The following is a 21,254-nucleotide window of genomic DNA, read 5'->3' as shown; positions in this document are numbered from 1 at the left end:
TCCATACGCCGGCCAACACCGTAAATCAACCGATGTACCTTCAAATTGCCCAAAATCCATTAAATTGTATCGACAAACCTGCTGAGAGCCCATGCCTAACAGTTTTCTAACCTACTTGCTGTGCCTGTTGGCTACGCTTTTGCCTATAGCAGGGTTTACCCAATCATCCCCGACTTTTCACCTTACTGCCAATCCCTGGGAGCCGCAGGAGATATCCCAAGCACAACTATTAGAAGTCATCGAAGCTACCTGCGCGGTGGCCGCCACGTTTCAAAACGATCTGGGAGCTATCGTAGACCCATTCCTTGGACGCGAACATCAATATGCCACACCGTATTTCGCTTATGCTGTAGGCACCTTACTTAAGGCAGGTGCTGGAGAATCGCTGAAAGAGGCAGGCCTGCTTGCCATGGAACACAGCCTGAAATGCCTCGCCCAGGGCAGTAAAAGCATCCCCGATGAACATGGGGAGTTTTTCATCAGCCCACTTGCAAAAGCACTTGCCCTTTACCAACCGCATGTTGATAAAGAGCGCTATGCCAAATGGATCGAACAAGTAAAAACTCCCCTCTCGAAAATCATGCAGAACCAGGAGGGGCGGATCAATAATTGGCGAACCTACGCTATGAAAGGTGAGTGGGATAGAGTGAAACTTGGACTGGCCGACCGAGAGGAAGCGGTAACCTTTATCGAAAAAGCCTGGCTGGTACAAACCCAACGGGCCCGCATCCTGCAGGATCGCCATTTCCTGTACCAAGATTGGAGCTCAGACCCCCAGTCTTTAGCAGTAGAAGCAGTAGGAAGAGGTAATTTATTAGGATTGGTATTGGAGGGATACGATGGTCCCTCTGCAGAGGAAATGGCTTCGGCCATATTCGCAGGAACCCACACTACCCTGTTTTTGCAGGCAGCGGACGGTCAGGCTCCAACCAATGGACGGACAGATAATCATGTCTTCAACGACGTATTGTATTTTCTCGGTTTTGAGGCAATGGCCTCGGCCAGCCAAGCGAATGGTCAAACTGCCCTTGCCGGTCAATACAAGCGAGCAGCTAGTCTGGCTTTTATAAGCCTGCTGCGCTGGCAACGAACGGATGCACCCTGGAAAGGTTCCTTTTACATCACCAAAAATTTCTTTGACCCAGCGGATCGAATCGGCTACCAACCAGCCAGTCAATGGGGTAACTACACGGGAGCGATCGTGTATCACTTGGCCGAGGCGTGGCATATCCGGAATCAAACCGTTGCTGAACAGCCCGCACCGACAGAGATCGGTGGATACGTCCTGGAAACCGACCCGAAATTTGGCACACTCGTAGCCAATGCCGGCGGTCTACAGGTAGTGGCCAACCTCCGTGGTGCCAGCATCCCTAAATACAATCAAAGTTGGACCCCGCTGGGTGTAACACGCATCACCAAGTCCGGCTGGGATGGTAGGTTGGGACCTTCCGACGGGGTTCAGGACCTAGAAGCTGGGACACCCTTTCTCTTGAAAACAGCAACCGGAGAAATCCTGGACAGCTATCGGTATCAGAGTGGCGTAACTTTGGGCCCGGAGTGGATGGAGCGGGACCATTGGGTACGAATTTCCGATTTGCCTGCCAACTACCAAGCCATCCCAGAGGTGCATTTTGTCCATCCCCTTTTGGTCCGGTTTTCATTGCACTACACCTATGTCACCGGCCGTGGCGGCCCCTATTTCACGCAAGAATTTGTAGTGACTCCTGATGCGGTAGTTACCCGGTTGAATGCCTTGCAAGCGGTTCCTTTTGGACTGACGGTACCGCTGTTAGAAAATGATGGACGAAGCCTCGACGTGCAAGTCTCAGATCAGCTGGCTAAAACCCAGTTTTCAGGAAGCAGAGATAGCCAGCATTTTATCGCACTGAATCGAGATAGCCATTTTGACGGCTCTTCGCTTTCTCTGAAAAGCAGTTACGGGTGGTTGAAACCCCTTAGACTGGAAAGCACATCAGGGAGTGTGGATCTTTTGATTTATCCCCAAAAGCCAAACGAACCCGATGCCAGTGCCGTAGCCCAAAGCTTCCGCTGGACCTCAGAGGGCTTCGAATCCCTACTGGGTACAGTAGCTGGAAACACCTACATTGGTTCCCACGCAGCAGGCGGCGAGGGCAGAACTTTGGACCTAAACGGAAACGGGATCTTCGATGTGATCTTTGACCTCGATTGCCAATTCGTGGTTCAGCATCGATCGGGCAGAATCACGGCGATCGAAAGTGACCGTCCTGTAGGCGCAATCGTGCAGGGGAGGCATTATTCCCTTTCAGCCTATAAACCCGTATGGTTGGAATGATTACCTTTGTAAAACAATGATTAACCCAATCCTATCCCAAAACACCTCTATGATGAACACTTCGTTAGGTACTTTGATCCTGATCATCTTTTGTAGCATCACGGCTTTTGCCCAGCAGTATGAAAAAATTCCAGCAGAACAGCTTTTGGAAAAGCTCAAACCGGCCCCTGGCAAAATCCGCGCGGTGGTAGACACCGATACCTACAATGAAATCGATGATCAGTTCGCCGTGGTATATGCCTTATTGGCCCCTGAAAAAATCCAGTTAGAAGCCATATATGCCGCCCCTTACCTAAACAGCCGCTCCACCAGCCCGTTGGATGGCATGGAAAAAAGCTACGAAGAAATCCTGCGCCTACTGGACAAACTAGGGATGGATGGGCCGGAAGCAATATTGAAAGGATCGGAGGCCTTTCTGACCAGTTACGAAGAACCCCTGAAAAGTGCCGCTGCTTTGGACCTCATCAAACGAGCCAAATCCTCCGAGGAGCCCCTTTATGTATTAACCTTAGGTGCTCCCACAAACGTGGCCTCTGCCATACTCATGGACCCCTCGATTATTCACCACATCGTGGTCGTTTGGCTGGGAGGCAAGGGACTCAATTGGCCAGTAGCTACCGAGTTTAACCTGATGCAGGATTTGAAGGCATCCAAAGTACTGTTTGACTCCGGGGTACCGTTGATTCAGCTACCTACGGAGCCGGTTACCTCTCACTTGCTGACCAGCATTCCAGAAGTAGAAGCCTACCTCAAGGGTCAGGGTCCCATTGGGGACTACCTAGTGGAAATATTCAAGGATTACCACCAAGGAGATCCCTTTGCCTGGTCGAAGGTCATCTGGGACATCTCAGCGATCGCCTATGTCATTAACCCAGGATGGTTTCAGACGGAAATTCGGCACAGCCCCATATTAACGGATCAGATGACCTATAGCTTTGATCACCGCAGGCATTTTTACCGGGTGGCTACTCACCTGAATAGAGATCGGATTTTCGGAGATCTCTATAAACGGATACAAAACCATGTGAAGAACTAGTTTATACCTCTCCGGACACCGCCAAACCCATTCGTCAATCGCTGACACCTGTCATTCGATAAAAAAGGTTGAAAACTTGCGTCATTTGTGCACGGGTTATTCAACCTTTCGTTCTAATTTTGGGTTCTAATCACCATGAAGAAGTATCCAATGGGGATCACCCTGCGTTTGAAACGAAATTCAATATTCATCCTGTTCCTAATACTAACCGTTGCATGCGGGCAAGTACTGGACGCAGGCTCCATCGACTTAGACGCTTGGAAGAGCGACCGCTTTGCCTGTAAAGGACTCCGTCTACAACACGTGGACGAACTGAGAGAAATCAAAAACACCTTTCTGGCCGCAACAAATCAGGAGCTACTTAAGACCTTCGGAAGGCCCGACCGCGTGGAGCTTGCCGACAGAAGTCAAAGTTTCTTTATTTACTTTCTAGAACCCGCCGAAGAATGCGGGGAGGACACAAAAAAAGAACCCCTAAAGGTTCTTTTTCGAATGAATGCCATTAATAAGGTCAGTGAAGTAACGGTCACTACCCTCAATCCATGAAACAAAGTGCCGCTGCGCCCAATATCCCGGCATTGTTTTCCAGAGTGGCCCGCTTCATGATAAAGTTATCCAGATAATAAGGCGATAGGTATTTGTGTACGGTTTCTTGAAGCGATGGCAGGATGTGGGTAAGCCCTGCCGATATACCACCACCGAAGTATACTTCCGTGACGTCTAGCACCCTTACGGTAGACACTATGGCCTCTCCCAAGATCTCTCCTACTTCCTGAAAAACCGCCATAGAAACCGCATTGCCATCGTTGGCTGTGCGCACGAGCAAGTGCATGCCCAACTCTTCCTTACCCAGGTCACCCACCTGGTCCGGCATTTCCTTCATTTTGCGCTTGATGATTTTCAGAATGCCCTTCCGGCCGATCAGCACCTCTAGCCGATTATTATCCCGGGAAAGCATATGTCCCATTTCCATCGCATTGCCACGTACGCCTTTGAAAACTTCCCCATCCATGATGAGTGCACTACCTATCCCTGTTCCCAGCGTTATAAAAAGGTAATTACCTGAGGTCTTTTCACTTCCAAAGTGATATTCGCCCACGGCAGCCGCGCTGGCATCATTTTCTAGGTGAAAAACGATGGAGGGATATTTCTCCTTCAGCGCATAGCCCAATCCAAAACCGTTCAGTTCACCAATCGCTGGAATTTCCAAGGTAGTGTTGCGGTCCTTGCTTACCAAACCAGGCAGACCTATGCCCACATGGTCCACGTTGGGGTATTTCGTCAGGTATTTTCCCACGACTTCCACGAAGGCCTCGTTAAAACCTTTAGGGTCTGCCCTAAGTAGGCTGGTATCCTCTTTATAAAATTCAACAATCTCACCGTTGGTTTTGACCAACCCGATTTTTACGTAGGTACCGCCAACGTCGATTCCCAAAAAGTAATTAGACTGTGTATCTGTCATGTCTCGATTGCTCTGTTTAATTTGCTAAAATACTAAAGAGATGAATTCATTTTTCACAATTCGCCAATTAATCTTCCCGAACCAACGCAATTCCGTTCTCCTGGATCATGATTCGGTTCTGTTTGTACAGTTGACCGATAGATTGCTTAAAGTGCTTTTTGCTCATTCCCAGCACGGCACGTACGTCTTCCGGGTCTGACTTGTCGTGAAGGGGAAGAAACCCACTTTTACCAAGCTCCTGAAGTATCCGCTCGCATCCCTCGTCATACTTTTGCCTCCCAGTAGGTGTCAACTGCAAGTCCAATTTGCCATCTTCCCTCACTTTTTTTATAAACGCCCTCACTTGATCACCGATTTCAAGCGAAGTAAACACCTCGTTTCGGTAAAAAAGACCCTCAAAACGGTCCTCGATCAAGGCCTTAAATCCCAGATCAGTCTCTTCAAAAATCAGGGCCTTCACTTCCTGTCCCTGCTCGTAGCCACGGGTGTCTTCGATCAAAAAATCCCGGTATTTGGAGACACCTATCAACCGATTGGTACGGTAATCTACACATACCCGCACCAAATACTTCTTCCCTTTTTCCATGGGACTTAGCATTTCCGCGTTTGGTACAAACAGGTCCTTCAACAGACCCCAGTCCATAAATGCTCCTATTTTCGTCACCTCCTTCGCCTCCATCACCGCAAACTCATCGAGCAGAGCTACTGGACGCTCTTTAACCGCAACCGGCCTGTCTTCGCTATCGGTATATATAAATACCTCTTGCTCGTCTCCCTCCCGCTCATCTCCCTGAAGGTATCCCTTTGGTAGCAGCACCTCTGCCCCGTCACTAAGTGTGAGGTAGGCGCCATTATCCGTAAACCGGGCGATGGGAAGCGTAGATAGAATTCCTAATTCTTCCATGAAATTGCTTAAAATATATAAAGGGGTAAAGGTACAAAAAAAATGTCTCTCCCCTCTTTTGAACCCCAAATTCACCGAAGTTGCCCAAGCTATGCCAAAACGATTGTATTCGTTAAGGTTGAAAACTGGAAAAATATCATTTATTTCAACAAACACGTGTATTTTTTGACGATTTTATCCTTAATTGCGCTCCTGAAAAAAGACTTAACCACGCTGCATGGAAAATTTTATATACGGATTAAACGATATTGTCTGGAGCAATGCGTTGATTGTTTTGTGTTTGGGCGCAGGGATTTATTTTTCGATCGTCACCCGTTTTTTGCAGCTCACTTATTTTAGGGAAATGGTCCGCCTGCTCTTTGGTGGAAAATCCTCCGAGCGCGGCGTGAGTTCTTTTCAGGCATTCGCCATCGCCATATCCGGAAGGGTGGGCACCGGCAACATAGCCGGAGTGGCTACGGCCATTGCCATGGGCGGTCCTGGAGCGGTATTTTGGATGTGGATGATCGCATTCCTCGGCTCCTCGTCGGCATTTATCGAAGCTACACTCGGGCAGATATTCAAGGAAATCAAAGGTGGACAATACCGGGGCGGTCCGGCATTTTATATTGAAAAAGGGTTGGGCATCAAGTGGTATGCCATGCTCTTTGCCTTTGCAACCATCCTCAGCACCGCCTTTTTCCTGCCAGGGGTGCAAAGCAACAGCATCGCACTTAGCGTAGAAAATGCGTTCAACGTCCCTGTAGAAATAACAGGTGTTGTCATCTGCCTCTTTTTGGGTTTGGTGATCTTTGGCGGGGTGAAACGTATCGGAAAGGTGGCTCAGTTTGTGGTACCTTTTATGGCCGCGGCTTATATCATTATGGCTGTCATCATCATGGTCATTAATATCACCGAAATCCCGGGGACAATCCTACTGATCATACGTTCCGCGTTTAATTTGGAAGCAACCTTCTCGGGAGTATTTGGCATGGCCTTGGCATGGGGAATCAAGCGGGGAATTTACAGCAACGAAGCAGGCCAAGGTACCGCTCCGCATGCGGCGGCGGCCGCCGAAGTATCCCACCCTGTGAAACAGGGATTGGTCCAGGCGTTTTCTGTATACGTGGATACGCTCTTCATTTGCACGGCTACCGCCTTTATGATCCTGTTTACGGGACAGTACAATGTCATTGATCCCGAAGGTGGTTATATTGTCGAGAACCTACCCGGGGTTTCAATAGGCCCGGAATTCACCCAATTCGCCATCAGTGAGCATTTCCCCAGAATTGGATCGGGGTTCGTAGCGCTCTCCTTGGTTTTTTTCGCTTTCACCACAATCATGGCGTATTATTATATCGCTGAAACCAACCTAAGCTACCTACAAAAAGACGGAAAAAGACGATGGCCCGTGATGGTATTGAGAGGACTCATCCTCGTAGCTACTTTCTATGGCACCATCCGAACTGCCGAATTGGCTTGGACCCTGGGTGACATCGGAGTAGGTATCATGGCCTGGCTGAACATTATCGCCATCATCCTTCTTCGCAAACCCGCCTTAGCGGCCCTAAAGGACTACCGAGAACAAAAAGCCAAAGGTCTGGATCCCTCGTTCAATTCGGATACCCTGGACATAGACCACACAGATGAGTGGGATAAAATAGACGACTAAGCCTCATTCAAAGCGTTGCTGAAAGTCCCTTCGATAGGCCATGGGTGTCATACCCATCCGGTCTTTGAACTGTCGGTTAAAATTGGAAAGGGTGTTAAAACCAGATTCGTAGCAAATCTCACTGACGTTTAGCGCATCCTCATGCAGCAGCTTGCAGGCATGACTAATCCGAACATCCGATAGAAAATCCGAAAAAGATTTGTTCATACGGGATTTAAAATAACGACTGAAGGAACTGGCCGTCATATTGGTGAGGCCAGCCACCTCTTCCAGCTTGATGCCCTGAGAAAAACGATCCATCACATATTCGTACACCTGACTCATACGGTCCTCCTCCGATGCCTTGTTTAGGTTGGTGTAACCGGCCTGCACGATGGGATGACAGTCCTTGGATCGAGCCATCAGGCGCAACATGTCAAAGAGAGCGATGATGCTGTCTAGTCCTTTCAGATGCACCAGTTCTTTCATCAGCTGCCTAAGCTGCACGTTCGTCTCCCCGGAAATCTCCAAGCCCCGGTCTGCCTTGGTCAACAGGTGGCGCAATCCCTCAAACTCTTCCTTTTCCAACAGGGACCTACCGATAAAATCTTCTGGGAAATACACCACGATTCCGTGTGTTTGTTTGTCACTCCCTTTCTCGAAATAGCTTTGATCGTTACGCCAGAGGTGGGGTAGATTTGGACCGGTAAACACCAAATCGTATTCCCGAAAGGCTTTCATGTGGTCCCCCACAAAACGAGTACCCCGACCCTCCAAGACCAAAAAGAGTTGGTATTCCGGGTGGAAATGCCAGTTTTTATCAAAATGGGGAGCGATCAGTTCCTTCACCACAAAGGCCCTGCTCTCCGGTATCCTCGATTTTTGAAAAGGTCGTTGCATCTGTCTAATTTATAAGAGATTCTTTTGGAATAATCGCTTTCTCAGTCCCTGAAATCACCTATTTTAAAGGCGGGGAAAAGGAAATATGGCGGGAAAGTATTCGCTTCCCTCCTTCGGTGTATTCGGACTACCTAACCCCCTCTTCTTACCAATATATGCACAAAATAAACCAAATTATCGATAATAATGTTAAAATAAAGTCAGAATCGGGTAAAATACAGTGAGAATCGTCGATATTTTTTTTCCATCTTTACCCTTAGATTACTTGTAAAATATACACCCAAATAAACTGCTTAAAATGAGACAGATCGGTTTGCTATTTCTTTCCTGCCTGCTATTGTTTGCCTGTGGGGAAAGCACCACCAAAGACCGGAGATCTGACGGGCCCAGGAGAGTGGAAATACTCTTTTTGGGACATGACAGTCAGCACCACCACTCTGAAAAGCTGATGCCCATGCTGGCCAATCCGCTTTTCCGAAAAGGCATCAACCTAACCTACACGTCGGATCCCGACGACTTAAATGCCGACTACCTTTCCTATTTTGACGGTGTCATGATCTATGCCAACCACGACGAGATCACGCCCGCGCAGGAAAAAGCCTTACGTGAATTTGTGGAAGGCGGCAGAGCGCTGATTCCATTGCACAGTGCCTCTTTTTGTTTCAGAAACTCCGATTGGTTTGTCAAGGCCGTTGGAGGACAATTTAAATCACACGGCGTAGGTGATTTTACCGTTGACATCATCGATGCTAGCCACCCGGTGATGAACGGCGTTTCTGAATTTGAAACTTGGGATGAAACGTATGTACATAGCCAGCTGAACCCGGACATGACCGTTTTGATGGAGCGTGTAGAGGGAGATCATCGGGAACCATGGACTTGGGTACGTGAGCAAGGCAAAGGACGTGTATTCTACACCGCTTATGGACACGATGAACGTACCTGGTCCAAGCCGGAGTTTCATCAGCTGGTGGCCAATGGTGTCATGTGGGCAGTAGGGGAAAAATTGGCCAAGCAGGTAGCCGATTATCAGATACCCACCCCTGTATTTACCGATGCCGATATACCCAACTACGAAAGAAGGGATCCTCCACCACAGTATCAGCACCCCTTATCTCCAGAAGAGTCTATGAAACTCGTTCAAGTCCCCGTGGGATTTGAATTGCAACTATTTGCTTCTGAACCGGATATCGTGAATCCCATGGCAATGACTTGGGATGACAAAGGAAGATTATACGTGATCGAAACGGAAGATTATCCCAACGAGGTACGAAGCGAGGGAGGAAACGACCGCATCAAGATCTTCGAAGATACCAATGGAGATGGCAAAGCCGACAAAATCACCGTATTTGCCGATAACCTAAATATACCGACCAGCATGGTCTTTGTAAACGGAGGCCTACTAGTTTCCATGGCACCGGACTTTGTATTTTTCAAAGACACCAACGGAGACGGAAAAGCGGATCTGCGTGAAACCGTCATTACAGGATGGGGCAAAAGCGATACACACGCTGGACCTTCTAATCTGATGTACGGTTTTGACAACAAAGTTTGGGGGGTATTGGGCTATTCTGGCTTCAATGGCACCATAGACGGCAAACAGTTTAACTTCAGCCAAGGCGTATACCGCTTCAATCCCAATGGAACCGATTTCGAATTTCTGGGTAACACCAGCAACAATACTTGGGGGCTTGGTTTTTCCGAAGAATTCAACGTATTCATCTCAACGGCAAACGGTCAGCACAGTGCCTACCTAGCCATGCCTAGTCGCTTTGTGAGACGTCCCGTTCGCGGAGGATCGGTCAATGCCGTTCACGGAATTGACACCCACTACGACATGCCTCATCTCACCCCGTTTTTGCGGCAGGTGGATTGGCATGGTAGCTATACGGCTGCCGCAGGGCACCATCTCTATACCGCCAGGCAGTTTCCCAAGTCCTATTGGAACCGGGTAGCTTTTGTGGCCGAACCTACCGGAAGGGTATTGCACAATGCCATCCTGGAAGTGGAAGGGTCAGGTTTCCGGGAGCGAAACGGCTTTAACATCCTCGCCAGTTCCGACGAGTGGTTCTCCCCTGTGCATGCTGAAGTAGGTCCTGACGGAGCGCTTTGGATCGCCGATTGGTATAATTTTATCATTCAGCATAACCCTACACCCAAAGGCTTTGAAAATGGACCGGGTAACGCCTATATCAACCCCCTTCGGGATACTCAACACGGTCGAATTTATCGGTTGGTGTACAAAGGAGCACCCGAAGGAAAAGTGCTAAGTATCGATCCATCGAGCAACAAAGACCTAATCGCAGGTATTAAAAGTGACAACATGTTTTGGAGAAGAACGGCACAGCGCCTTATCGTTGAAACCCAAAACAACGGCATCGTAAACGACCTGCTGAAAATCATCGACAACACCGAAGTAGACGAGATCGGACTGAACAGTCCGGCAGTTCACGCGCTTTGGGCGTTGCATGGCTTGGGTGAACTGAACGGATCCAACGATGCGGCGATCCGTATCGTGGTAAAAGCCCTGAAACATCCGGCGGCTGGTGTACGAAAGAATGCACTCATGGTGCTGCCCAGAAATGAAGCTACAGCCCAAGCTATTTTAGATGCCAACCTGGCCAATGACAGCGACCTCAACGTTCGCAAAACCGCCTTCCTGGCGCTGGCAGACATGCCGACCTCTACGGCAGTAGGGAAAGCCATTCTGGATGCCAGCTTGCGAGAAGAAAACAACGCGGACAATTACCTGCCACAGGCGATCTTTGCCGCGGCGCTCTCCCACCCCCGGTCCTTTGATGAGCAGGTAAACCAAATTGGCGCGATAAACAAACCCGACTCGCTGCTTACCCTAACGGAACGCGTGGCCAAAAGCTTGGTAGAGGAACAGTACAATCTAGACCGTCGATCCGGTATTCCCTTTCCTCCCAGTGTGGAGGGAAAGGAAATTCATATCCAAGCCACCATCAGCAAGAGCGATGATCCCTTGGAAGGGGTGATCATTGCTCAGGGCAACAACCAAAACGGATATTCTCTTTACATCCAAAATAACGCGATTCACTGGCTAGTGAAGCAGGATGGTAGAACGTACAAACTGAATACACGGGGTTCCCTACCCTCCGAGCAATTTACCGTACAGGCTAACTTGCTCGAAGGCGGCCAGATGAAGCTTCTGATAAACGATTCTGAGGTTGCCTCGGGCAAAGCCAACGGGCTTTTCGCAGCGGCATTGTCCCAAGAACGCGTGCGCATCGGAAATGACAACATGGGCGACAACCAAGTAGGAGACTACCCAAGACCCTTTTGGTTCCGGGGAAGGATGAACCCAAGAGCATCGGTACTAAAACTAATACAGCCTAACGCAGATGCCGCATCAACTGCTGCAAGTGGTGCTGCCACGCAGGATTCGCCTGCCTCAGGTACTGTCACGGTGAAGTTGGGAGTGATCCAACATGAAATGAAATACGACAAACCTTCCTTTACCGTAAAGGCAAATGCGCAGGTTACCATCGATTTTGAAAACAACGACTTCATGCAGCACAACCTGGTCATTGCGAAACCTGGCACCTTGGAAACGGTGGGCAAGGCCGCGGACGAACTAGCCCGTGACCCCAAAGGTGCAGATATGAACTACGTGCCCAAGATCCCAGAGGTCATCGCTTCCACCCGGTTGGTGGATCCGGAAACCAGCGAGTCCTTGGTTTTCAGAGCTCCTTCCGAACCCGGAGAGTACGTATACATCTGTACGGTGCCCGGCCACTGGAGAATCATGAACGGAATTATGATTGTCGAGTAACCCGACGGACCTTTTGCACATTTGAACGTCCGGGGAGATCTTATCCCCGGACGTCCTAAACCAACCAAACATGAGCTTAAATGTAACCTTTGCCACGACCACCTGGCTGTGGACTTCACCATTCACTACCGAAACCACCTCGCTCTTTTCAAAGATAAAAGAGATGGGATTTGATGCGGTGGAAATCCCGGTGGAGGATCCTGCATTGATAGACGCCCAAAAAGTAAAGCATGCCTTGGAAGAACAGGATCTCAAGCCTGTCATCTGCGGCGCGTTTGGTCCCAGCAGAGACCTAACCCACGAGGATCCCTCCTACCATAAGACCAGTCTGGATTATATCCGCCGATGCTTTCAGATCAGTGCAGAAGTAGGTGCCCGCTTTGTGGCCGGCCCCATGTATTCCGCCGTAGGCAAAGCCAGGCTGCTTCCTCCAGACAAGAAAAAAATGGAATGGGACCTAGCGGTAAACAACCTGCACAAAGTGTGTGTAATGGCAACCGAATATGGGCAGGAAATTGCCCTTGAACCCTTAAACCGGTTTGAAACTGACTTGATCAACAATACGGAGGACCTGATGCAATTGATCGATGACATCAACCATCCCGCTGCCAAAGTGCTGCTGGACGGGTTCCATATGAATATCGAAGAAAGGAATATTGTCGATGCCATCTCCCGAGTGGGCGATAAGCTGATACACGTGCAGGTGTCCGAAAACTACCGGGGAACACCCGGAACCGGTCAAACACGCTGGGAAGACTACCGCAAAGGTTTGGAACTCGTAGGCTACCAAGGCGTGGTATCCATCGAAAGCTTCACTCCCGAGATCAAGGAACTCGCCGGCGCTGTTTGTATCTGGAGGCCATTGGCAGAATCCCAGGACGCCTTTGCCTCTGAGGGACTGAAATTTCTAAAATCCTGGGCTTCCTAAGTTAATTCAACAACCCATCAACATAAAACTATTTTTAACATGAGTGATAAGAAAATAAACATTGCCATTATCGGATTGGGTTTTGGGGCCGAATTTATCCCCATATACCAAAAGCATCCCTTGGCTAACATGTATGCCATCTGCCAGCGAAACGAAGAGAAACTACACGAAATCGGTGACGCCTTCGGCGTAGAAAAGCGGTATACCGACTACGATGAACTGCTTAAAGATCCCAATATCGACGCGGTACACATCAACACACCCATACAAGCCCATGCAGAACAATCGCTGAAGGCACTGCGGGCAGGAAAGCATGTGGCATGTACCGTACCCATGGCTACCACCGTAGAGGAATGCAGACAGATCGTGGAAGAAACCGAACGAACCGGTCTCACCTATATGATGATGGAAACGGTCATCTACAGCCGTGAATTTCTCTTCGTAAAGGAGATGCTGGAGAAAGGGGAACTGGGTAAGATCCAATTTCTGCGTGCTAGCCACCAACAGGAAATGGCCGGATGGCCTGGTTACTGGGAAGGGCTACCTCCTATGCACTACGCCACCCACTGCGTAGGTCCGGTATTGGCACTACCAAAGGCCCAAGCAGAATACGTGTCATGCTTCGGTTCCGGCCGTATCGACGAAAACCTGATCGAAAAATATGGCTCACCCTTTGCCATCGAAACCTGTCATATCAAACTGAAGGATTCGGACCTTTCTGCCGAGGTTACCCGTTCCCTTTTTAACACGGCCCGGCAGTACCGGGAGAGCTTTGATGTGTACGGCTCCAAAAAATCGTTTGAATGGACCCTGATCGAGCACGAGGATAGCGTGATCCACACAGGTGAAGAACCCTCCCGTGTGAAAATACCCGACTACGCTCACCTGCTGCCCGAAGAAATTTCTTCCTTTACCACAGCAGGTGTATACGATTCCGACGACAATCAGCACCTTTCCTTTATTCAAGGTGCAGGTCACGGCGGTTCCCACCCCCACCTGGTGCACGAGTTTTTGACTGCACTCCATGAGGGACGTGCTCCCTACCCCGATGCACGGCAGTCGGCCAATATCACTTGTGTGGGTATTTTGGCCCATGAATCTGCCATGAAAGGAGGAGAGATTATTCCATTGCCCGAATTCACGTTAAAAAAGTAACGCATTCATTATCAAACCTATTGAGTCGGGGGATAAAGGCGAAGGTCTTTATCCCTTTTTTTGTTATGGGAAAAAAGAAGCAAAAAAACACAAATAGCATTATTCTTTTATATCACAGGCTATCCGAAACCCTCCCTTTCCAATGATGCAGAAAAGACACGGCCTTACCTCGATATTCTTCCATGAGATCAACCCACCGCTCCCGTTCTGAAAAAGACATTTCCATATCCAAGTTATTGAGAGCCATTGGATTTTCGGATAAAAAATAATCCCTGGGCTGCCGCCATTCTGACAGGTCGGCCCGCTCGCAGCTAAAGACAATCAGCATTACAAAAAAAATATCTGGAAGAAACAGGAAAAGCCTTTTCATGGTAATAAGGTAATTGGATCAGTTTCAAATTCAAATCTACAACCAATACGGATAACCTGCCAATTTTGTCCTAGAAAACCTCTACTTTTTTTAAATTTTTTTGCAGTACCAAGAAATAAACAGCCTAGGCATAAATTAAAGAACAAACCTAATATTCTTCTTTTGAATTCATTTATAAAATATTATTCTAGATTATTTTACACTGGTGACACTTTATATGTCATTGACACCAAAAACTCAAACACTCAACTACCAATGATTATTGCTCAGGCTATCCACTGACCACTGCATTCACTTACCCTCTAAGGACCTGTAGCAACTCCTGATCAGCGTGCTGAAAATACTTAGCAACTGACAACAACCTACCATGCTCTCTAACCCGATCCAGCTGGACCACCTCCTGAGAATGGATATCAGCTACTTTATCTATAATATCCTGTACCCGGCTTATCTTTTTCTTGCCCTCAAACCTGAACGGTACGCTACCGATAAACCGCGCACCCAAGTCCTTTCCGGCCAAGTATAGCGCCAAAGACAGGTAAAGCGTGCACCCACCAGCTCCACCCAAACAAGCAAAAACTGTCCAGAGTCCGTCTCCTTTCAATATGGCCGACTGTAAGCCCAATGGCAAAGGAACGGGGTAAATCTGCTTCCGACTGGTATAAACGCCGATGGCTTCGATATACCCGTAGTGCTCCGCGGGCGCTTGAAAGGGCACCCACGTGTAACTAACCTCCTTATGCCTCACATCCCGGTGATTGACAAAGATAATATGGTCATAAGGAAGAGAGTCCCAATCCGCGCAGGTTTCCAAAACGCACATTGCCGCATTGCCGCAAACGATTAAATTGCGTTTTTGTAGTTTGGTCATGGTTGATGCCCGTTTTTAGAGGTTGTTTAAAAATCCAATGGTGGCTAAATTAGACAAATTCACTTCAAACCCTTAATTTGACCTTGAATTTTAAGCCAAAAAACCATTTTTCTCGTATCCTAACTTATTAACAATCTCTCCATAACCATGAAAAGCTACCATCCCACAACTATCATTTATCGGCCTAGAATACTTCATTTTGTCCTCTTTCCAATCGTTCTAATCATTTGTTACTTTGGTCCACTCTCTGCACAGACCATCCAAACGTATTCCACGGAAAATGGCATTCCCTCGATTTTTCCTGCTACTACCATCAAGCCAGCAAACAGCCCTAATACCCTAAACCTGTATCAAAACAACCAAGGTATTCCTGATGTTGCCCCATCACAGGTGATAAAAATCCGGCCCAGCGGTGAAAAGGAAATTTACAATACCCAAAACGGTATTCCGGAAATTACGCCGTATCAAATCATCAAACCTACCCGAAATGGAGGTTTCGACATCTATGATACCCAAAACGGAATCCCTTCCATCTCACCCACCAAGACCATCAAACCGGGTTTTTCAGGCAGATTTGACGTGTTTGACAATCAGCATGGCATTCCCTCCATTTCTCCAAGCCAGACATTGAAACCTAATCAATCGGGGGGATACGATGTATACCAAAATCAACACGGTATACCCGGCTTAGCCCCCGTTGAGGTAATCAAAAAGGATTAGTATCAAAAGGCCTTTCGAATAGTATCTCTCGGATAGATTTTCCTGCATACAAAGCCTTACCAAAAACTAAGGTAGGGATACACTTGACGCTTGGGCAGAAATGGTTGTTATGCCCCCACGTTTTTATCACCTTCGCATAAGGAAACAACAGTAGCTGTATGGCTAATAATATTTTAGATGATGGCTGCATGCTAGGACGTATACTAGTGTTCCTTAATTTTCAGATTAAAAAAACGCTTCCCTCGTGGCGCACAGAATTACATAAAAAATTAGTTTTTAATTAAATTCAAACTTTAGGGTTTTGAGTAGGGTTGTGTTTTTGTAACTTAGTCTTACTTCAAGATTTATAGTGTTACATTATGAAAAGAAAACTACTCCTGATCGCTTTCATGATTCAATATTCCTTCCTTGTACAGGCGCAGAAAGAAGTCAGTGTATTTCCCAAAACGTATTGGAGTTCCGGGGGGGAATGGATATTCTCAGGTGGTACGGTAGATGGTTATAACAACGTGGTTCGATGGGCCCCGGTTATCAACCTACAGAACTTTCTAAATTTTGATCAAAGCAAAAACTTTGGCTGGTTTACCGGTACCAATCTAAGAAATGTGGGATTCATTTTTGATGAATCTTCGTCCATAAGAAAAAAAGTCAGGAGTTATAACCTCGGGATTCCTATTGGTATCAAAATCGGAGACCTCAATCGGCAATTTTTCTTTGCGGGGTATGAATTGGAATGGGCATTTAACTATCGGGAACGAACTTTTAGAGACGAGAGGAGAATTGACCGATTCAATGTTTGGTTTAGTGACCGGGTCAATTTATGGCAAAGCTCGGTTTTCGCAGGGATGACACTCCCGGGAGGCACAAGCATTAAGGTAAAGTATTACCCAACAGAGTTCTTTAACAGGAATTTTACCGCTACCGATCCGGATACCGGTACTTCTTTCCGGCCTTTTGAAAACTACCAAGCTAATGTGCTTTTTATTTCGTTGAGTTTTAATGTTTTCAAGGCGGGAAAATTGTCTTTATGGGATAATTGACAGAATACCCATTAACCAAGGATATAAGTAAAGGATTGCGAACTCTTTTATTGAAAACAAATTTACTGTTCAGTCTGTATAGGTTTTCAGCTTGTTTAAAAAGGCAGAAAGCAACCACAAGGTTAAAAAGACAATGGGTGTATCTCACGATTTTTTACAGTTAACGCGAATAGGAACTTGTGACAATCATCTCTTCAACAATTTAGCCTGCCCATTGTAGGTTCCATTGACCAGCTTGACCATGTAAAAACCGTCCTTCAGGCGAGGCAAGCGAAGTTCCAGCTCCTGACTAAAGGCAGGCATCGCAAACTCCCTGTATACCTGCCCATCAGGTCCTATGATGGTGACGGTGCTGACCTCTGCAAACGGATGGGAAAGCTTCAATACGGTCTTTTCAGAAGCCGGATTCGGATGCAAACTGAACCAAGGCCGTACCGACGCGGCTACCACATTGGACTCCAGTCCGGCTCCGGCAGAAACGCTGAACACATACCTGCCGGGTGCCATTTCCCGAATACGGGCCTTCCACACCGAAACATCGGTCTGAATCCAATCCACTTTACGATAACTTTTCCCGGGACCGACGAAGAGTTGCAACAATCTTCCATCCTCCAGTGGGCTCTCTGCGGAAAGTGTCAACTCCACCTCGTCGGATAAAACCTCTACACCAAGATTGAGCGCATTGACACTAGAAACGCCAAATACTTCATCCTCGCCCAAACTAACCAAAAGGGGTATGGAAGAAAGTGGCAGCATCCATTGCCCGTTTTCCTCCTGAATGGTTACCCTTTCGCCTCCGGCATCCAATCCGGAAAGGTACCAAGCCTGTGAAACCGTACCGAAATAGGGCAATGGTACATGTACCGCCATGGAATCTTCTCCCGCTACGGGCCTCCAGGCAATCAGATGGGATCGCGCTCCCTGAGCATTCCGCAGCGCGTAGATATACGCATGTTCATCCTCTTGAATTACCCCATCAAAATACAGATCCCCCATTAAATTCTGCATAGATTCCACTGCCGTAAATGCCCGCTTTTCCCTAAAGTTAAAGAGCCTTGACTCTGTCAATCCGGAACGGTCGTAATTGAGGGGTGTTCTGCCCGGAGCCACATCGACATTGGCATAAAAATACCAGTGCGCCCTATCCACCCCCATGCGGCTAAGCCAAAACAAGCCCCTAAGCGCATATATTGCTTGGGACATCTCGCTTACTGCTTCTGAATTTACTGCCTGCTCGTTGGCACTGGTAGCATCCCAACCCCATTCGGTAACATGCACCTCTTTGCCTGGCATGTTATGGTCCCGAAACCGCATGCCCGCAAATACGGCCTGCATAGAAGATTCTGGATGTTCTGGATGTACAGCGATTCGCGTGCCCGCCTCATTGCGGGCATACGAATACAGATGCAAATTCACCCCATCTAGGTAGGGAGCAGCTGCCTCGCTCAATTTATAACCCATGTAATTTTTGCCTACCCCGGTGTTGCCTGCCTCCCACCCTGACGCCTGCAGCGCCGCAGGAAGTACGAGCAGGTCGGGATCGGTTTCTTTTAACCCCTTGGCCATCCCCTCCAATATCCTCACGTAGGTAGAATCGTTGTAATTCCAAGGCTCGTTACCGATCTCTACCGACCTTACCAGATCCAAGTTACGGGGACCATAGACCGCTCCGAAGGCCTGCCCCAACGCCATTGCGGACTCATAGGGTGTAGTCCAGTCCGACTCAGCAAACCGATCGAAGGTGTAGGTTACGTCCACTTCAAATCCCTTGCTTTGCCAGTCTTGGTATTCCCGATGCCATTGGGTCCATTGCATATGGACATTCAGGTTACCTGGGTCGTAGGAAGGAGTGACATCCGGGTCGGTAGTGTCCCAGTGAATATTGTGGTAGTTTCGGGCCTGTGAGGCCGCACGATTAAACTTCTGCGCTCCCTCGTCGGGTCCTTGTAAACTCGGTATCTTATTGGTACCCCAGGCCCAAACCGTATTTAACCCGAACAACTCCCCAAAACTTCTTTGCTGGGGTTTTGGCGGCGGCGGCGGCCCGTAGGTTCCAAACTGATCGTATACGGTAATCTCTTGCACAGTGGCTTTCTTAAAATCCTGATCCACCAAATCGTGTTCTATCCGGATATACCGGGCCGACACGGGATCACCCAGTTGGATTTGCTGTTGATCCAGGCGACTGGGATCCAGTTCCTCTACCATAGCAAGATCTTCGAGAGAGGGTCCTGCCAAAAGCCTTGCAGCAACGGAGTTATCGCTTCCGTTCCAGTGCCTGGTTCGGATCCAGGAAACCTCCCGAACTTCTCCCAAATCCACCGTTACGTGCTCTGTAAGCGGCTTTGAATAGGCTCCTATTTCCTGAATGGCAAAGGCCACCTCTCCAGTCACCAAGATCTCTGTCACTGAATCCATTTCCACCACATACCGCCGGTTGGCATTTGTCCAGGCAGGATGCTCCAATTCCAACACTTCCCCGTTGGCATTCCCTATACGGATAGCGAGAGGAGATGACACCCCAGAACCAACGCGTAGGCTTAAGCGTCTGATTGCAATTGGATCCAAATCCAAGCGATAGAATGCAGGTTCGCCAGCACTCACCTGAATTACCGGGGTGAAATTCCCCAGCACGCCATCGGTGGCCTGCACCACAGAAACACCGTTGGAGGCTACTCCCACCTTGCCCAAAAGGATATTTTGGTCCGGATTTGCAAGATACCTGTCTGGTAAGGGATTATCAGATACCCACGATGTGGCAAAATTATTATCCAACACCGCTTCCGGCTGATGAGCTGGATTCGTTACCGAAGAACTCGCACGTGCAATTGCACCTTTAGAAAGCGGTGCATAAATACCCGCATCGGGATCCCAGGTCACTGGCTGAATGGGAACCTGTACTTCCTTTTCTTCCCCAAAGGCTATCAATTCAAATACCGACACCTTTCGGAAATTTTGGGGAACCAAGGTGTGCTCCAAACGAAGGTACCTGGCCCAAACAGATTCCTCCAATACGGTTTTCGTAAGAATCAATGACTCCGGATTCAAATCGGCCACCCAGATCAAACTATCGGGATGGGTTCCCGCGTATAAGCTAGTTTTTTCCGCATTGCCAGAGCCCGCCCAGTGCTTGGTATGGATTTCCTTCACCCAGTGGGCTTCCTGGAGATCAAATGTCAAAAACTCGCGAAAGGGAGCTTGTGTCATACCCAATTCATAAATAAAGAACCCAGCAGGGCTGCTTAACTCCAAGCCGATAATCTGAGGTATGTCGGGAGAAAAGCGAAGGTGCTGGTAATTCGCACTCTGGGGATAGATCATATCGTGAACACCCCCATCTGCTAACTGTAGCCGAAAGGTCACTGGCTGCTGTAGACCACCCAAACGAATACCCAATGTATGTACCGAAACCGGTGCAGAGAAGCTTAGACTAACCCGTGCCACACCATCTACCAACGGTATGGGTGCAGTCGCTGTTTGTAGGTTTCCATCGGTTGCGGCAGTCAAGTTTACCGAAGCGGTAGAGGCCAAGGTTTTCCCCAGTAAAATATTCTGGTGCGACTGCGAAAGATACTTGTCCGGCAATGGATTATCAGAAGTCCAATTTGTATTAAGGTTTCCGTCCGTTGCCAATTCGGGGATAGCCGCTTGGTGGACGGAACTGGCAACAACCTCGCTACTCAATAGAAAAAGGTCCGATTGTTGAAATGCATGTACCTGAAAACATACACAAAACAAGGCCAACAAAAAACTATTCCCAAACAACACCCAGTTCTTACTAACCATACTCCTCTTTCTACGCTAAAATTTATCCTATATGACCCTTCCGGACGGAACGCAAAGGTAGACAAAAAGAGATGGATAAAGGAAACATTTCCACCTGTTTAGGGTTTATATGACTAAAAAAACACCATGAATTCCTTCCTATTCCCAGTATATGCCGTCACCGGTTTTTTGCTGATCTACCTTACTGCCGTATTCGTTAACTTAAACACAGCTATTATCCTATTTATGTTCTCCGCCAGCCCTATACTTGTACTTTGGATGGTATACCGCGTGCTGAGGGCCGACGTCCAAAGTGCCTACACCTTTGAGGAAAAATGGTACGAGGATTTGTAGCAAAACTTT

At 48.1% G+C, this 21,254-nt stretch carries 16 protein-coding genes; 10 read left to right on the top strand and 6 right to left on the bottom strand.

All coding sequences use genetic code 11. The features are described 5' to 3' along the window. Nucleotides 1–91 precede the first annotated feature (91 nt). The 3 genes from JJU34_RS06025 (at nucleotide 92) to JJU34_RS06015 (ending at nucleotide 3,896) form a co-directional block, all read left to right on the top strand. Nucleotides 92–2,314, top strand: coding sequence for a hypothetical protein (locus JJU34_RS06025; RefSeq protein ID WP_228691431.1), 2,223 nt, complete (start codon nucleotides 92–94; stop codon nucleotides 2,312–2,314). 16 nt (nucleotides 2,315–2,330) lie between these two features. Then, a complete protein-coding gene (locus JJU34_RS06020) occupies nucleotides 2,331–3,350 on the top strand; it encodes a nucleoside hydrolase (protein ID WP_228691430.1) in 1,020 nt (339 codons plus the stop codon). A gap of 135 nt (nucleotides 3,351–3,485) precedes the next feature. Beyond that, nucleotides 3,486–3,896 (top strand): hypothetical protein, encoded by a 411-nt coding sequence (locus tag JJU34_RS06015; RefSeq protein WP_228691429.1) that lies wholly within the window; start codon nucleotides 3,486–3,488, stop codon nucleotides 3,894–3,896. Here JJU34_RS06015 and JJU34_RS06010 read toward each other — a convergent pair. Further along, nucleotides 3,886–4,812 carry an ROK family protein gene (locus tag JJU34_RS06010; RefSeq protein ID WP_228691428.1) on the bottom strand — a complete coding sequence of 309 codons (927 nt, stop codon included), beginning with the start codon at nucleotides 4,810–4,812 and terminating at the stop codon, nucleotides 3,886–3,888. The genes JJU34_RS06015 and JJU34_RS06010 overlap by 11 nt on opposite strands. 67 nt (nucleotides 4,813–4,879) lie before the next feature. Continuing rightward, nucleotides 4,880–5,716: a S1-like domain-containing RNA-binding protein gene (locus JJU34_RS06005; protein ID WP_228691427.1), complete on the bottom strand. Its 837-nt coding sequence runs from the start codon at nucleotides 5,714–5,716 to the stop codon at nucleotides 4,880–4,882. 217 nt (nucleotides 5,717–5,933) lie between these two features. Here JJU34_RS06005 and JJU34_RS06000 point away from each other — a divergent pair, with 217 nt between their 5' ends. Next, nucleotides 5,934–7,367, top strand: a complete 1,434-nt coding sequence (locus JJU34_RS06000) for an alanine/glycine:cation symporter family protein (protein ID WP_228691426.1) — start codon at nucleotides 5,934–5,936, stop codon at nucleotides 7,365–7,367. 3 nt (nucleotides 7,368–7,370) lie between these two features. On the opposite strand, the gene JJU34_RS05995 is transcribed toward JJU34_RS06000, so the two are convergent. Then, nucleotides 7,371–8,246 carry an AraC family transcriptional regulator gene (locus JJU34_RS05995; protein ID WP_228691425.1) on the bottom strand — a complete coding sequence of 292 codons (876 nt, stop codon included), beginning with the start codon at nucleotides 8,244–8,246 and terminating at the stop codon, nucleotides 7,371–7,373. Nucleotides 8,247–8,544: 298 nt separating this feature from the next. Here JJU34_RS05995 and JJU34_RS05990 point away from each other — a divergent pair, with 298 nt between their 5' ends. From JJU34_RS05990 to JJU34_RS05980, 3 genes are all read left to right on the top strand, one after another. Beyond that, complete coding sequence (locus JJU34_RS05990; protein ID WP_228691424.1) at nucleotides 8,545–12,042, top strand: PVC-type heme-binding CxxCH protein; 3,498 nt, start codon at nucleotides 8,545–8,547, stop codon at nucleotides 12,040–12,042. Between the two features lie 70 nt (nucleotides 12,043–12,112). Then, the gene (locus JJU34_RS05985; RefSeq protein ID WP_228691423.1) at nucleotides 12,113–12,970 is read left to right on the top strand and encodes a sugar phosphate isomerase/epimerase family protein; all 858 of its coding nucleotides are present in this window, start codon (nucleotides 12,113–12,115) and stop codon (nucleotides 12,968–12,970) included. Between the two features lie 39 nt (nucleotides 12,971–13,009). After that, on the top strand, nucleotides 13,010–14,125 hold the full coding sequence (locus tag JJU34_RS05980) for a Gfo/Idh/MocA family oxidoreductase (protein ID WP_228691422.1): 1,116 nt from the start codon (nucleotides 13,010–13,012) through the stop codon (nucleotides 14,123–14,125). 112 nt (nucleotides 14,126–14,237) lie between these two features. Here the strand turns inward: JJU34_RS05980 and JJU34_RS05975 are convergent, their stop codons facing one another. Then, complete coding sequence (locus JJU34_RS05975; RefSeq protein WP_228691421.1) at nucleotides 14,238–14,495, bottom strand: hypothetical protein; 258 nt, start codon at nucleotides 14,493–14,495, stop codon at nucleotides 14,238–14,240. Nucleotides 14,496–14,790: 295 nt separating this feature from the next. Beyond that, nucleotides 14,791–15,366, bottom strand: a complete 576-nt coding sequence (locus JJU34_RS05970) for a hypothetical protein (RefSeq protein WP_228691420.1) — start codon at nucleotides 15,364–15,366, stop codon at nucleotides 14,791–14,793. Between the two features lie 147 nt (nucleotides 15,367–15,513). Between JJU34_RS05970 and JJU34_RS05965 the strand changes: the two genes are divergently transcribed. Both JJU34_RS05965 and JJU34_RS05960 read left to right on the top strand, forming a co-directional pair. Continuing rightward, a complete protein-coding gene (locus tag JJU34_RS05965) occupies nucleotides 15,514–16,086 on the top strand; it encodes a hypothetical protein (RefSeq protein WP_228691419.1) in 573 nt (190 codons plus the stop codon). A 359-nt stretch (nucleotides 16,087–16,445) separates the two neighbouring features. Then, the gene (locus JJU34_RS05960; protein ID WP_228691418.1) at nucleotides 16,446–17,126 is read left to right on the top strand and encodes a hypothetical protein; all 681 of its coding nucleotides are present in this window, start codon (nucleotides 16,446–16,448) and stop codon (nucleotides 17,124–17,126) included. A 186-nt stretch (nucleotides 17,127–17,312) separates the two neighbouring features. Here the strand turns inward: JJU34_RS05960 and JJU34_RS05955 are convergent, their stop codons facing one another. After that, on the bottom strand, nucleotides 17,313–20,912 hold the full coding sequence (locus tag JJU34_RS05955) for a T9SS type A sorting domain-containing protein (protein ID WP_228691417.1): 3,600 nt from the start codon (nucleotides 20,910–20,912) through the stop codon (nucleotides 17,313–17,315). A 126-nt stretch (nucleotides 20,913–21,038) separates the two neighbouring features. On the opposite strand from JJU34_RS05955, the gene JJU34_RS05950 reads away from it, so the two are divergent. Continuing rightward, nucleotides 21,039–21,245, top strand: coding sequence for a hypothetical protein (locus JJU34_RS05950; protein ID WP_228691416.1), 207 nt, complete (start codon nucleotides 21,039–21,041; stop codon nucleotides 21,243–21,245). Nucleotides 21,246–21,254 lie beyond the last annotated feature (9 nt).

Origin of the sequence: Lunatimonas sp. (genome assembly GCF_020832325.1) — a bacterium.
Lineage (GTDB): Bacteria > Bacteroidota > Bacteroidia > Cytophagales > Cyclobacteriaceae > Lunatimonas.
This window is presented reverse-complemented; position numbering and strand designations above follow the sequence as displayed.